The sequence below is a fragment of the Enterococcus sp. AZ163 genome (assembly GCF_050498925.1).
Taxonomy (GTDB): Bacteria; Bacillota; Bacilli; order Lactobacillales; family Enterococcaceae; genus Enterococcus_A; species Enterococcus_A ferrettii.
In genome coordinates, this window is sequence record NZ_JBIPAO010000001.1 from 698,436 (window position 1) to 711,134 (window position 12,699).

Genomic DNA, 12,699 nt, shown 5'->3' on the forward strand with positions numbered 1-12,699 from the left:
CTCACTTCCTCCCTTTGTTCCATTGCTTCTGGCGGTAAACTAAGCCGCCAATTATTCCTGCTAAGGCAAGCACTAATCCTGCTGCTACCCACGGCACCCATTCAGGCACGCGTAATTGATAAGCTGCCTCTTGATTCACTTTGTCCGCTTTAGCCTGTCCGATGGTAAACTCCTGCTCCCACTTCCAAGTTCGACCATCGCCTTGCCCCTCACCAGTAAACACATAGGTCCCTGGTCGAAAGCTTTCCAAGCCTAACGGAATCTCAAAATCAAAATTCGAATTCGGTGCGACGGAGAAATCTTCCATCTCGTATTCTTCCAAGACGTCGTTTTCACCTTTTCGTTCCACTTGGCCTTGAAGCTTTAGCTCCTGCAAAACTTTGGGCTGGTCGTTTTGAAGATTAGCCGCCACAACTTTTCGTCCGTTGGATAGCTTCAAATCAACAGCCTTTAGTTTTAGATCGGCCCCATGATTAAAGGTCGCTCGATCTTCGGTCAGCATCATCGCAATCACATAGGCATACTCAGGAACTACACCGGATTGCTGCTTATCTGCTTCGGTATCGTCTTTTTTCACAAAGCGTAAGGAGCCCAATTTCACACCAGCAAATGGTTCTTTTGGTGTTTTGATGGTGTACTCCACGATTTTTTCTTCAAAGTTCGCGACAGTGATTTCCTTTAGATCGTTGTTAAGCTTCACCAGTTCAGTGATGGGCTTCTTTAAGCTTGCATCCAACTTGGGTTTGGCTTCGGCATAATTAATCGCCCCAACTGAACTGCTAATCGCATCATGAACCGCCAATTTTATGGTGACCGGCTCTTCTTGCTTGCTGCGGACTTTGACTTGTATAACTTGTTCTATCTCTGGTTCTACTTGCAAATAGTAATAGCTTTTCGTGACATCCACTTGGTTTTCCGGAATTACACTCTCCACCGTAAAGCCTGCGGGTGTGTCGCCGGTTTCGTCTGCTTGAGCCTGCAAAGGGACAATCCATCCGATGAACCTTAGGAGGATGAAGCTGAGAAGAAGTTTATAGATTTGTTTCATGACTGGTTCCTCCTACAGGAAAAAAAGAGGGAGAGGAGACGATCTCCTGCTCCTCCTTCGTTTTTCATTTTTTGTTAGATGGCATCATTTAATGACCAAGTCAGTTTGCCGCTGTATTGTTTTCCTTCTACTGCTACGCCGCCAGGTACATTCAATTTAATGTTGTCCATTTCCATCGCAGTATCGCCTTTGTAAGAAACGGAGGCATCTGACATTACAACCACTGCAGTTGCGCCAGGTGTTAAGGTTTGGCTAGCCGCCGCAACAGTTGCCGTATGTGCTGCTGTTGGTGTAATGATTGAGCCTGCTGTTTCTGGGGCAGCCGTTCCTACATAGCCTTTTTTCACGGAATCAAAGCTTAAGGTTGCTCCAGTCAGTGTAGAAGAACCACTGGTTAATTGTGATAACTCAGCTGTTAATTTCCACTCATCTGACCCTGTTGTACGTGCATCACTAACCACCACATATTTTTTCGCACCCGTATCTTCATTGAATGCTTGTGCTGCCGCATTGACTGTGTTAGAACTACCAAAGTCAAAACTGATTGGTGCCCATTTTAGAGTCAAATCGTCTGTTCCTGGTGGTGTGGTATGTCCCGAGAAACCAATACCAACATTCGTATCATGGGTATCTACCTCTGCCGCTAAAGCTGTTCCTCCCGCAATACAAACACCTAACACACTTGCACTTGCTAGTAATCCTGCCCATACTTTCTTTTTCATAACCTTTTCTCTCCTTTATTAGTAATAATTTTTTTATATCAAATGGCGCTCCCATTGATAACTGATTGATACCGTTTATGAATGCTATAATAGAAAGAAGGTGGTGCATTGAACTTCCTGTTTATCTTAAAAACACGACTTGGTTTGAAAATACTGTCCCGATAGCGTTCATTTTCGCTGACGATTCTGTCTGACGGCGAAAAAAATGACCATTTCCTTTTAAATAACATAGATATCTAGATAGAAAAGCCAGATACGAAGCAAAATATGGAAATTTGGCGGAAAAGAGAGAGAAATTATAGTTACTTTTACAGAAAGCGTTTACTTGGAAAAAAGCAAAAAAAAGGAGGGCTAAAGAATACAATCGACTTTTTTTGAGAAGGCTTTCTTATCCTACTCGCTTATCCATCGATTGGACGACACTCATCCGTTCCTTTAATTGAGCATCATAGTAAACGTCGCTGGTTAGTTGTGCCGAGTAATGGCCCAACAGTTGACTGACAATCAGAACTTTTTCATTCGCCTCTAGGCAACGAGTCGCAAAGGTATGACGCAATTGATGGAAATGAATACCTGTCAGTTGGGCTTTTTTAAGTAGTCGATGGAAATGATTCGTCAGTAATCGCGGCTCACAAGGCTTGCCTTTGGTCGTAAAAACAAAGTCAGACACGACTTTTTTCTGTAAGGTTTTCAGTAAAGCATGGACTTTATCGGACATAGGAATCACTCGTTTAGAGGTTTGACTCTTCGGCGGTCCCAGCTGCAGCTTAGACTTCTCACCATTGCCATAACAGATGCGCTGATAGGTCTGATTGATGTGGATCAATCGTCGTTCCAAGTCAACTGCCTCCCATTTCAGTGCGGCTATTTCACCAATCCGCATACCCGTTCTCAACGCCAAATTGACGGTCTTTGACCGAGGATCTTGGTCTTCCTCCACCACCTTTTCCAGTTCTCTTTGTTCTCTTAAAGACAATGCTCGGACTCTTTCTTTTATCACTTTCGGCAGATCCACTGCTTCACAGGGATTCTTTTCAATGAGGCCTTGCTTGATCGCACACGTCATCGCTTGGTTTAATAAGCGAAAAAAGACCTTGATGCTGCTGCAGGCTAGCCCTTCTAATTTCCAAGAGTCCACTGCGGCACGAACCGCTTTCGCATCCAGTTGATACAGGGGTAGTTCTCCCAAAGACTTCCATAAATACTTCTTCAACTTATGCAGATAACCAGCATAAGTTGCTGGTTTCAATGTAGCTTGCAATTCATTTAGCCATTGACGACTCCATTCATTGAAGGTCACGACACTTTGTCCGTAAAGTTTTAAGGTAATTTCCCCACTTTTTTTTAAGGGACGCAATTTTTCTTGAACGTCTTCGAAGGATTTCCCATAGACATAGCCATACTTAATCCGACCGTTGGCTTTACGTCCTTTATGATACCGGCCTTCCCAACGCTCATCCTTTCGGTAATAAATATTTTGACCTTTTCGACACATAAAATAACCTCCCAAAATTAGTGTTTGACGATTTAAAATGACGGCGCGAAAAAACATAGTTCCTGTTGGCAACAATAGTTTTAATTAAGCTTCTCCCTAATAAGTTTAGTAATAAAAAATAATTTTCACTACTTTCAAACCTAGTATTGCTTTTTAATCATAATATCTTATAATTTTTATGAGATATGAATTTTAACACCGACGATCATTTATTGTTCTTCAACTAAAAGTAGTAAAGTTCATGTTTTTAAGATAAACAGGAAGTTTTACCTTATTTTAAAATAATCGATCATTCATTCTTTATGCAAGCGAACAATCAAAAATTATTTTTTTATTATCAAAAAACCAGCACCTCTTACTAAACGTATTCGCCTCTCAGAGGCTTATTTTTATTGTATTTCCCATCTTATTGTTCGACACTACGCCATTAATGCTTCACTCCGACTTTTAAAAAGATGTTTCCAGTCTCCTTATCGGGTAGTTGATTTTAATAACAAAAGTTATGATTAATAATGGTGAAACAGAAAATTTCTGAAAGAAGTTCGTTGTTTCAATTTTAAGCTCTCTAAATTTCTGTCTTTTCTTAAAATAATGTATCTATCTAATAGAATTTGACGAAAACCACCGATTAAATTACAAACTCTCTCTTTCTCTTTCCGCTAGACAACTCCCTTCATTGCTTTATTGACAAGTCTTTTGTCTTCTCCTTTGATTTATTCTATTTGGACTACATTCCTCTCTAGTCACCTTTTATATAACAGTTTAAAATCTGTTCATCTCTTTCCTTTTTTAAGTTTCCCTATACGCAAAAAGTCGCGATTTTGTTTTGAGTTTTGCGAAATTTTCTGCTGTTATTAAATTTTTTTGCTCTATGCAAGGGATTTTCAGTGGTCTATAATCGTTGTTAAATAAAGGAAGTGGAGGGATTTGATGAATAAACTGCACCTGCACCGAGGATTTGAAAAAAATTTTCTACGTGAGCATTATCTATACAACCATTGGCAGAATGGATTAGATCAAACTGAAAAAGCTAGTACTTTTGATTCAGATGGAATAACAGCGTTATTGAAGGCCTCTGGTAATCTGACGATGTTGGCGCTTTTTGATCCACGATTGGATCATCTTCTACTAAGAGACTGGGGTAAGTTTGATAGAGGACGAAGCGTCCTTGTTTGTCCTCGAGCCTTAGACAAGTATTGTTCCTCTCCAGCTTTTATGGCGAACAGATTTGTGCCGCCTTCCCCCTGTTTAGCAACAGCTTAGATTTATCTATAAAGAATTACATACCTGTTGATCGGAGTGATTGTCATGAGTAAGAAGCGAATTTTTGAAGGAAGAGTGTTGACTGAAGAACGATCGGAGGATTGGGAATTTTTTCTAGAAACAGCTTCCGTGTTTAATTATTTGAATATGGAAGAAATTACCTTGGTGTGTCCGGTTCCAGGGAAGAAAGGCACACTTGTGTTACAAAATCACCTCCCCTATTTGGCAGAGGAGAAGCCGTTAGACATGATTGAGAAATTCTTTGCGACGCATCGCTTGATGGACTACCACTTAATGCGGCAAACCTGCAAATCCTTAGCAGGATTTCCTTCGCAAAAGGTGCCGATTGTGAATGCCCATTTTGCGTTGTTTCCAGTGACTAAACCGGAAGAAGCTATTTGGTTGAATCCTTTCTCTATTTTTCAAGTAGTGGAGGAGAATGGGTGGTGTTCTGTGCTGCTAACCAATGGCTTAACGTTGGATATTCCGATCATAAAACAATCCTTTATTCGTCTAGCTTGTAAAGCGGTGTATTCCCTAGCTACCTATCGCCAAGATTATTCGTTACGCTTACTAACAAATGGGCAGCCGCTTAACTATGTAGCTCTTCCAGCCACACCGTTTGGTCAAACCTTAAGCAGGCAAGGGATTTTGCAGAAATGGCTGTTAACGCCAGGTGAGTTTGCGAATCAGTACAAGCAAGAGGAACATTTGCATTGGTATCGAGAGCTGGAGGACTTCTCTGGGCTTCTTGTCTAACATAATGATTGAAGCTTCCATACGATTGTCGGCATCGTATGGAAGCTTCTTTTTTGCCTTTTTATATAGAAGAAACTCTATTTTATTCTCTCTTCCGATTAGAGCTACAAGTTATTTTTTGTGAGGTACTTGCTGTTAACTTAGATGCCTTGTTCATGGGAATCCTTGCTGGGTAGGGCTTTAGAGGACTTTTTCAGCGAAAATACAATGTTCAGTGAATCCCCTAGAATATTCAATAAGGTAAATTTTACTATGCGATTAAATCAAGGTTTTTCTGAAAACACCAGTGAACATTGCCTAGGGTTCACTGAAGATTGGCAGTTTGTTCTTTATTTCCTTTGGTTTATTGTTTAGTCACCGGCCGGAACAAAAAATTATCTCACAGGAGGAAACCAAATGATCCAACAGCTAGGCACTAAATTACAGGTACAAATCGAACAAGCAGGCGAAGACAAACAAAAGAAAGTGAACTTCAGCAATATCGTCACAAACCCAGCAGAATCAGACATTACAAAGTTAGGCGAAGTCATGGCTGACTTAGCAGGAGATGGCAGCAGCCTAGACAGCATCATTGTTACTAATCAAACTCGTGTCACTAAATAAACCCAAGGAGGAAGCTATGCCCGAAACAAAACTGATCGCTCGCTTCAAAACCGAAGCGGACAAAAAGCACACCTGGAGCTATAACGAACCGGATACTACTAAGACTCCAGCAGAAGTCAAAGCAAGCTTAGAAGAACTAACTGCTCTAAACCTCTTCAAGAAGGATGGCATCCGCCAGTTCTTCTCAGTGGAAAGTGCAGAATTCGTTACTACCAAAGAAACCCCGCTATTTTAAACATAAGTATGCCCCGCGGCTAAAACGCCGCGGGAGCTGAAGGAGGAAATTACCGATGACTGAACAACCATTCACTCAATACCAGTTATTTCATTTAAAAAGCAACAAACTAGAAGAACAAATTGTTCATTACTATCAAGAAACCCAAGATAGTTCTGTGACGATTCAACTATTACTTGCTATGAAAGTTCGCCATATGTTAGGCGAAACCGATTTTGAATTATTCCTGCAGGATTTAGTTAAGCATCTTTTTGCCAACAATCGGATTACTCGTGCCTTGCGCCGTTACTTTTATTTTTTTAGAGAATATTTTGAGGAAACAGAGTGGGAAATCCTGTCAGCTCGGTGCTTTCCACCTGCACATGTTACTACAGAATTAATGGAAGTCGTCCCATCAACTGTTGAAGGAAATGAACAGGATACTTTAGAAAGTTCCTGAAATAAAACTACTATATAAAGATAAAAAAATTAAAGGAGAGAAAAACTATGTTTAAACTAGCAGCCGTATTTGAAAATTCCGCAGGAAGAACCCATCGCTGGGGCTACAATGATCCAGATCCAACGAAGAGTCCAGAGGAAATCAAAACAGCATTAGAAACAATCACCACGTTAAATCTATTTCAGAAAGACGGAATCCGACAATTCACTAAGGTAGTTTCTGCGAAATTCGTTGAAACTATTGAAACACCGATTTTTGATTTATCGAAGCCAACACCAGAAGCTTATATCGCTGATCCAAGCAATATCTTTTCAGCTCATATTGTAGCTGAAGAAGCAACCCAAGTCTCTGTAAAACCAGTCGTTAATGAAGAAAAAGAAATTGCAGTACAAAAAGTACTTCCAGAAGAAATCGTTGCACCAAAAACTATAGCAGCCGTAGAAACTGTTAAATCAATCGAGCAGAAGCCTGCCGAAACTGCAGCATCGTTAACTGTTCCTGTATCAAATTCTGAGTCATTAGCAGCTGTCGTTGAAAAAGCCAAGAGTACTGGTATTGTACCAAGCAACTCAGCACAGCAGTTAGAAGCTCTAACCAATGAATCAACGTCACCATCAGTCGATAGTCCCACAGTCCAAAAGCCTATGAATTCGCGAAAGGCACAAGTAGACCGAGTCCGAGCCTTTCATGAAGCCAAGAAGAAAAAAGGGAAAAAGAAAAAACGCTAAGTCCCTCACCTAACCTTGAGTGTCACAAAGGAGGTGATGCATGACTTAGCAGTGTTTATGGCGGTGGCTGAACTCTAAGAAAGGAGTGATGCTGACATGTTCATCCTAGGAAAGGAACTTCCGCCATGACTGTGTATCAGGCGTTGACATTGGCAATTGCCTTTGCGACCTTGATCATTACCCTTGATCGACACAACAAAAAATAGTACCAAGCTCTACTCACAGTCACCGTCTTAAACGGTGCTTACTGAGGTGTTATGCGCGCAGCACCTCTGCTTTGAGTAGAAAGGTTCTACATAATTAAGGATGAAATTCAGCTTTTTTCTGCCGGTATGTTGGTGGACTGCGATCTTTGATAATTGAATAAATGGAATTAGAAGTTTTATTTAGTCGTAGTTATTTGGAGCTAAAGTTTCAAAAAGAGGCTTCCCATGCAGAAAGCCCCTACTCCTGTCTACTGCTCTCGAATTTCGATTATCTGGGCATATTCGAAGGTGGAATGTAATTGATATCCTTTTCCCCAAGAAGTTTCAATCCGGATATCATTGATACCACAATCTCGTAATTTTCTTTTAATATGTTGAACCATTAAAGAAAGCTGGGATAAATGAGAATTGTTCGGCTTATCTTGCCATAGATATGAGCATAATTCTGCACGTGACAGAATATTATTCTTTGATTTCATGAGATGATTAAAAAGAGCCCGCTCTTTTTTGGTTAGTTGTTTGTCAAATGATTCAAGCCGTTCTGCTATTCCGCACTCCTGATAATTTTCCCCGCGCAATTTGCTATTGATCATCAGTTGATTTAAATGTGTGCCTAATTTCTCACGTAAACTATCTAGAGACTGATCCGCATCAAACCAATCATCTATTCCTAGTTCTTCCAATTGATTTTCTTCCTCAAGAGTAGGTGTCTGTAGAAATTTTCTTAGAACAATTTGATTCTCATTATTCAGAAATTGGATAAATTCTTTAATTTCAAAATTAGATAGTGTTCCACTCAATATGATGATAGGATACGGTTGAAATAAGTAAGGTGCATTCACACTTATTCTTATTTTATTTAACAGTTCTTTCGTGCAAAAGACTTCATACCCTAGCTGCTGCAAATCATTTTGCAGGGGCTGTTCAACAATTAGATTTTTAGTCAGTATTAAAATTGGTTGCATATCATTCTCCTTTTATTAACATAAACATGAATCAAGTCACTCCTGTGGCAGCCTCCTTTTTGACTAAGATAACCATCCATTGAAATTACCCTCCGAGTTGTGTTTGAATATTGAAGTATAGAAGAATGGATAAGGCTCCCCAACAAAGAGTCAATGTAAACAGTAACCAATTTGGCAAAAGATAGTACCACTTCTTTTTGCTCATTTTTTCATGAAAAGCTAGGTCCTTAATTAGAAAAAACAAAAACAGAAATAGCATAATGCCGCTAATTCCAGATGTTAACCATACATACTCATACATAGAGCACCTCCTTAACTTATTTTACGGTGCGATAGTTAAAGTCCAATCCATCACGGCTTCATATGAGACATCTTTCTTTCCAGCATTTCCGGGTATTTGTAATTCAACGTCCATAAGATTATAGTCTAGTTGAAAGATTCCTGGATTGTTTGCAGATGAAACAAAAACATCTGTATTTGAAGTATCAATTGACCTTGTAGCGATCGTATCCATCATTGAAAGGTTTTCGTTAGGCTTGTTGTAATTTTGAATTTTCTTTTGGGTTCCATTTTTTAACATAATGGTTGTGGATACTGGAAGAACTTCAGTGCCTGTATTATTTTGAAATTGACTGATTTTAACTGAAACTTCTCTTGAGCTAGCTAGATTTTCTAAACTTTTGAAGCGAATATACGGATTATACCCACCTGAATACTGTGAAGCATCTAGATTGTGCTTCTCAGCAAAAGGACTAATTGAAACCGTTCCAAATCGAAAATCCGGTAAATTAATAAAACCTGAGTTTCCTGTTGGTTTCAAATTGGGTTCGTTAATATCATCCACACGTACAAAACTATCTGCTTGAATAGCTGAAGGTATATTAGCTGACAGGTCAATTTCAGCTGGTAAGACTTGATTTGCAGAGCCTCCTGTTATGGTATTAGAAAATGTTACTTCCACATAATTGTTGCTTCCACCAGCAGGTACAGCTATGTTGGATAATGGAATACCGGTGACTAAGTTTTCTGTAAACGACTGGACAGAACCTCCTGGTGATGTGACAGTAATACTCGTTGGTCCTGATAAATTACTTGACCAATTATTTGTTGATTTCAATACGATATTGTTCAGCTGTGAAGTACCTGTGTTTGTAATCTTTGATGTCCAATAAACTGTGTCACCCGTTTGTACGATTTGAGATCCCGGCGCCAAATCCATCGCTGCTGTCGTATCTTGTTGTCTGTAGTGATACTTTACCTCTATATTTTCTTTAACATTAGTAATGGATACCGGTCCAGTTTTGACTACTCCAGGGTCGTGAGTACTATTCTCCCAGCCTACATAGACCCAGCCTTTACCAGTGCTGTCCACAATCGTTTCATCGGGTGTAGCGGTGAATGCCTCGTTGTCGTCTACCGTTCCCGTGGCAGGGTTCGGATTAAGAGAAATTAGCGTATTCCCATCGGCCTCATCTACGTATTTTTCAGTTTTCGTATGTTGCTTTTTACTATAGACATATTGCAGGTTAGTATCAGATGAGATTACTTGAGAAACGGGAGTAATTCTAACTTCATCCATCAATTCTGAGCTTAGTTTCCATCCTTGGTACTCCCATACCACATTATTACTATCCGTTTTGGTAGAATCTGGTGCAGCGGTGAATGTATCACCACTCCCGACATCTGTAGTCATATTCCAAGCAGCTTCAATTGATGAACCGTTTGTATCGATGTATTCTTCGACTACTTGGTATAAATTTTGTTCGTCGTAAACAATATGAATTTCATCTTTTTCCTCATCCATTTCGGCATTTATGGTAATTGCTGGTGGGTAACTTGTATTTATCGCAGGTTGATTTCCAGTTCCTTTGTACCAACCTTTGTAAGTATATAACTTCCCGTCGTTAACATAGCTTTGTGGTAAAGAGCTGCCATTCGGCATAGTATAAGTAAAAGGATCCGACGTAATATCTGTCAACTTCTCTTGTGTATAGCCTGCAGGCGGTGTAATTTGTCCACCGGAAGTATTTTCAAATACTTCTTTGATTTGTTGATAATAGGCATAGTATCTAAGAACACTAGATGAGCCGCCCGTCGTACAAATATTTTTTATCAGCGTGGCAGTAGTTGGATCGGCGCGATGTGAAGCATAAGTGTTTAGAATTTCTACTCCACTAGTAATTGCGAAGGTATCATCACTGTTTTTTACAAAGATATTGGGTGATGACGTGCTTTGATTGGTATTAGTTGACAGAACATGAGTCCCTAAAGTGCCATTCAGATTATATTGTACAGTGTTTTTCTCAGGTAACCCTGAGCCCGGGGGAGCTTCTAAACGCCATTCCTTTACATAAGAAATGGGTGAAGTAATTTGGATACTTGTTGGTCCATACCATAATGTTTCCCATTCTTCATCCGTAAACCCAATCCTAGGAGGAGTGTATATATACACATTTGCATACAGCCTAAAAAAATAATTTGACAATGAGTTTCCGTATACAAATTTATTGGTGCCACCTATTTTTGACACCGTACTAGGTCCTGGATAAGTAGCCATTATAGAATCATTCACAGTATCAATTTTTTCATTCCTCTTTAAAATTGTTACCGGCACACTGAGTGTGAGATTCTCTGAAAAATCATTCCCATTTTGATCTACAAACTCGAATTGTATAGGTCTAGGATAAATTGTGCCGTAATAGTTTCCATTTACAGTATAATCTGCATACGCTTCTACTGTTGTGAAAACTAAACCTCCTACACTGATACAAAGTGTAATTAGTAAGCACACTATTGTTTTTGTTTTACTGTACATAGTTTTCCCTCCTACGATTGAAAGAATGGATAAGTACGGTAATAAATAGTAAACTGGCCCCCAGCATCTTAAGCCCTTGCCCAATAATTTCATTCGTTTTTGGAAGCACTTTTCCACTGGTAGTTGTTCCAGAATAAACAGGAGTTTTGATACTTTGCTTATCTATTTTTTTTATGGCTTCTTGATCAATAGTAGTTGGAAGTACTTCTTTCTCCTTGATGAAACTAACACCAACAGAAGTCTCTTCTTCAAAGCTGGAGGCTTCTACAGTGCTATTCTGCACAAAAATTATCATACAGATTACTGACAATGCAAACAGTCTCTTTGTCATTTTTTCTTCTCCTTTCTTCTTTGTATTATCCGAAGAATTAATAATAGAAGAACGACACAGGTTAATACACCTATCAAATAGAAAGCTGAGAGCCACCAATCAGGAATGAAAATCTTGAATGTAGTTTGTTTGTTCATTTTTTCAGCTGTTTTTCCACTGATTGTAAAATTCTTTTCAAACGTCCAATCCTTATCTTTTCCTTTTATAGCTCCTTTGAACGTATAGTCTCCAGGTGTAACCTGATTCATTCCCCAATCAAGTTGAAAAGGAAATACCGAATTGGGAGCTATCCGTACATCTTTTAAAGTATTGTTTATAATCGTTTTATCTTTCCCTTTTTGAACGATCCTTCCTTCTACTGTTAATTGCTCCATTGCTTCTGGGTAAGGGTTCTGAATGACAGCTTCGACTATTTTACTTCCGTAATCAATCTCAGGAGAAACATCTAATAAGTGTAAATCAGTCTCTCCAAAAATAGGGGTCGCGAGATCTTCCGTTAGTACTATACCAATTGAATAGCCGTAAGTATTTGTAACAGATACACCTTGTGATTTATCAGTATTTTCTTTTGATGGCGGTGTGATATAAATACCCCCAAGAAGGATTCCAGAAAATTTTTCAGCAGGTGGCACAATTTCTAAAGCTGCCTCGACTGTACCGTAAGCGGGCACAGTTATTTCACTCTCTTTAGGTTTTACTATTTCTTTAATCGATATTTCCATACTTGAATCCACCGATTTATCAATTTCATTATATGTGATCATTCCATTTTTATTCGTTGCTGCAGGAACGACTTGCACACGGTATCGCTCCTCTTTGTCAGTATTATTCATTAATTTCACGGATACGACTTGGTTTTCTCCCCGCTGAATAGGTAAATGAAAGTAACTGACTTCAGAATTAATTTGATTTTCTGGTAACACAGGCTGAACAGTAAAACCGGCTCTTTTCTCTGTTTCTGAAACATCTCTATCTTCCGTTGCGAAAGAGATTGTTGAGAAAAATAAGGACTCTAGTATTAAAAAAAAGGTAAATAGTCGTTTACATCTAGTTGCTCTCATAGGGGCTCCTTACAAAAGATGGATGAAGA

15 protein-coding genes are annotated in these 12,699 nt (G+C 39.3%); 7 read left to right on the forward strand and 8 right to left on the reverse strand.

The features are described 5' to 3' along the window. Position 1 precedes the first annotated feature (1 nt). The 3 genes from IGI46_RS03510 to IGI46_RS03520 all read right to left on the reverse strand — a co-directional run bounded on the left by IGI46_RS03510 (position 2) and on the right by IGI46_RS03520 (position 3,265). Complete coding sequence (locus IGI46_RS03510; RefSeq protein WP_429972896.1) at positions 2-1,048, reverse strand: DUF916 and DUF3324 domain-containing protein; 1,047 nt, start codon at positions 1,046-1,048, stop codon at positions 2-4. Between the two features lie 74 nt (positions 1,049-1,122). After that, the gene (locus IGI46_RS03515) at positions 1,123-1,770 is read right to left on the reverse strand and encodes a WxL domain-containing protein (protein ID WP_429972897.1); all 648 of its coding nucleotides are present in this window, start codon (positions 1,768-1,770) and stop codon (positions 1,123-1,125) included. Positions 1,771-2,158: 388 nt separating this feature from the next. Continuing rightward, positions 2,159-3,265 carry a tyrosine-type recombinase/integrase gene (locus IGI46_RS03520; protein ID WP_429972898.1) on the reverse strand — a complete coding sequence of 369 codons (1,107 nt, stop codon included), beginning with the start codon at positions 3,263-3,265 and terminating at the stop codon, positions 2,159-2,161. A 930-nt stretch (positions 3,266-4,195) separates the two neighbouring features. Here IGI46_RS03520 and IGI46_RS03525 point away from each other — a divergent pair. The 7 genes from IGI46_RS03525 to IGI46_RS03555 all read left to right on the forward strand — a co-directional run bounded on the left by IGI46_RS03525 (position 4,196) and on the right by IGI46_RS03555 (position 7,498). Further along, positions 4,196-4,528 (forward strand): hypothetical protein, encoded by a 333-nt coding sequence (locus IGI46_RS03525; protein ID WP_429972899.1) that lies wholly within the window; start codon positions 4,196-4,198, stop codon positions 4,526-4,528. Positions 4,529-4,573: 45 nt separating this feature from the next. Next, positions 4,574-5,287: a competence protein ComK gene (locus IGI46_RS03530; protein WP_429972900.1), complete on the forward strand. Its 714-nt coding sequence runs from the start codon at positions 4,574-4,576 to the stop codon at positions 5,285-5,287. A 396-nt stretch (positions 5,288-5,683) separates the two neighbouring features. Then, on the forward strand, positions 5,684-5,890 hold the full coding sequence (locus IGI46_RS03535; protein WP_429964903.1) for a hypothetical protein: 207 nt from the start codon (positions 5,684-5,686) through the stop codon (positions 5,888-5,890). A gap of 16 nt (positions 5,891-5,906) precedes the next feature. Continuing rightward, entirely contained in the window at positions 5,907-6,125 is a 219-nt protein-coding gene (locus IGI46_RS03540; protein WP_429972901.1) for a DUF2922 domain-containing protein, read from the forward strand. A 55-nt stretch (positions 6,126-6,180) separates the two neighbouring features. Continuing rightward, the gene (locus IGI46_RS03545; protein WP_429972902.1) at positions 6,181-6,564 is read left to right on the forward strand and encodes a hypothetical protein; all 384 of its coding nucleotides are present in this window, start codon (positions 6,181-6,183) and stop codon (positions 6,562-6,564) included. A gap of 47 nt (positions 6,565-6,611) precedes the next feature. Next, positions 6,612-7,292 carry a DUF2922 family protein gene (locus IGI46_RS03550; protein ID WP_429972903.1) on the forward strand — a complete coding sequence of 227 codons (681 nt, stop codon included), beginning with the start codon at positions 6,612-6,614 and terminating at the stop codon, positions 7,290-7,292. Positions 7,293-7,417: 125 nt separating this feature from the next. Beyond that, on the forward strand, positions 7,418-7,498 hold the full coding sequence (locus IGI46_RS03555) for a putative holin-like toxin (RefSeq protein WP_242704509.1): 81 nt from the start codon (positions 7,418-7,420) through the stop codon (positions 7,496-7,498). A 248-nt stretch (positions 7,499-7,746) separates the two neighbouring features. Here the strand turns inward: IGI46_RS03555 and IGI46_RS03560 are convergent, their stop codons facing one another. The 5 genes from IGI46_RS03560 to IGI46_RS03580 form a co-directional block, all read right to left on the reverse strand. Beyond that, positions 7,747-8,463 (reverse strand): winged helix-turn-helix domain-containing protein, encoded by a 717-nt coding sequence (locus tag IGI46_RS03560; protein WP_429972904.1) that lies wholly within the window; start codon positions 8,461-8,463, stop codon positions 7,747-7,749. An 85-nt stretch (positions 8,464-8,548) separates the two neighbouring features. Further along, positions 8,549-8,764 carry a hypothetical protein gene (locus IGI46_RS03565; protein ID WP_429972905.1) on the reverse strand — a complete coding sequence of 72 codons (216 nt, stop codon included), beginning with the start codon at positions 8,762-8,764 and terminating at the stop codon, positions 8,549-8,551. 21 nt (positions 8,765-8,785) lie between these two features. Continuing rightward, positions 8,786-11,278 carry a WxL domain-containing protein gene (locus IGI46_RS03570; RefSeq protein ID WP_429972906.1) on the reverse strand — a complete coding sequence of 831 codons (2,493 nt, stop codon included), beginning with the start codon at positions 11,276-11,278 and terminating at the stop codon, positions 8,786-8,788. After that, positions 11,268-11,609, reverse strand: a complete 342-nt coding sequence (locus IGI46_RS03575) for a hypothetical protein (RefSeq protein ID WP_429972907.1) — start codon at positions 11,607-11,609, stop codon at positions 11,268-11,270. The genes IGI46_RS03570 and IGI46_RS03575 overlap by 11 nt, the downstream gene beginning before the upstream one ends. After that, positions 11,606-12,670 (reverse strand): DUF916 and DUF3324 domain-containing protein, encoded by a 1,065-nt coding sequence (locus tag IGI46_RS03580; RefSeq protein WP_429964910.1) that lies wholly within the window; start codon positions 12,668-12,670, stop codon positions 11,606-11,608. The genes IGI46_RS03575 and IGI46_RS03580 overlap by 4 nt, the downstream gene beginning before the upstream one ends. Between the last annotated feature and the right edge of the window lie 29 nt (positions 12,671-12,699).

Bases quoted from the DNA above. Each gene is read 5' to 3' on its own strand.
- IGI46_RS03510 (WP_429972896.1), bottom strand. From the start codon at position 1,048: ATGAAACAAATCTATAAACTTCTTCTCAGCTTCATCCTCCTAAGGTTC.
- IGI46_RS03515 (WP_429972897.1), bottom strand. From the start codon at position 1,770: ATGAAAAAGAAAGTATGGGCAGGATTACTAGCAAGTGCAAGTGTGTTA.
- IGI46_RS03520 (WP_429972898.1), bottom strand. From the start codon at position 3,265: ATGTGTCGAAAAGGTCAAAATATTTATTACCGAAAGGATGAGCGTTGG.
- IGI46_RS03525 (WP_429972899.1), top strand. From the start codon at position 4,196: ATGAATAAACTGCACCTGCACCGAGGATTTGAAAAAAATTTTCTACGT.
- IGI46_RS03530 (WP_429972900.1), top strand. From the start codon at position 4,574: ATGAGTAAGAAGCGAATTTTTGAAGGAAGAGTGTTGACTGAAGAACGA.
- IGI46_RS03535 (WP_429964903.1), top strand. From the start codon at position 5,684: ATGATCCAACAGCTAGGCACTAAATTACAGGTACAAATCGAACAAGCA.
- IGI46_RS03540 (WP_429972901.1), top strand. From the start codon at position 5,907: ATGCCCGAAACAAAACTGATCGCTCGCTTCAAAACCGAAGCGGACAAA.
- IGI46_RS03545 (WP_429972902.1), top strand. From the start codon at position 6,181: ATGACTGAACAACCATTCACTCAATACCAGTTATTTCATTTAAAAAGC.
- IGI46_RS03550 (WP_429972903.1), top strand. From the start codon at position 6,612: ATGTTTAAACTAGCAGCCGTATTTGAAAATTCCGCAGGAAGAACCCAT.
- IGI46_RS03555 (WP_242704509.1), top strand. From the start codon at position 7,418: ATGACTGTGTATCAGGCGTTGACATTGGCAATTGCCTTTGCGACCTTG.
- IGI46_RS03560 (WP_429972904.1), bottom strand. From the start codon at position 8,463: ATGCAACCAATTTTAATACTGACTAAAAATCTAATTGTTGAACAGCCC.
- IGI46_RS03565 (WP_429972905.1), bottom strand. From the start codon at position 8,764: ATGTATGAGTATGTATGGTTAACATCTGGAATTAGCGGCATTATGCTA.
- IGI46_RS03570 (WP_429972906.1), bottom strand. From the start codon at position 11,278: ATGTACAGTAAAACAAAAACAATAGTGTGCTTACTAATTACACTTTGT.
- IGI46_RS03575 (WP_429972907.1), bottom strand. From the start codon at position 11,609: ATGACAAAGAGACTGTTTGCATTGTCAGTAATCTGTATGATAATTTTT.
- IGI46_RS03580 (WP_429964910.1), bottom strand. From the start codon at position 12,670: ATGAGAGCAACTAGATGTAAACGACTATTTACCTTTTTTTTAATACTA.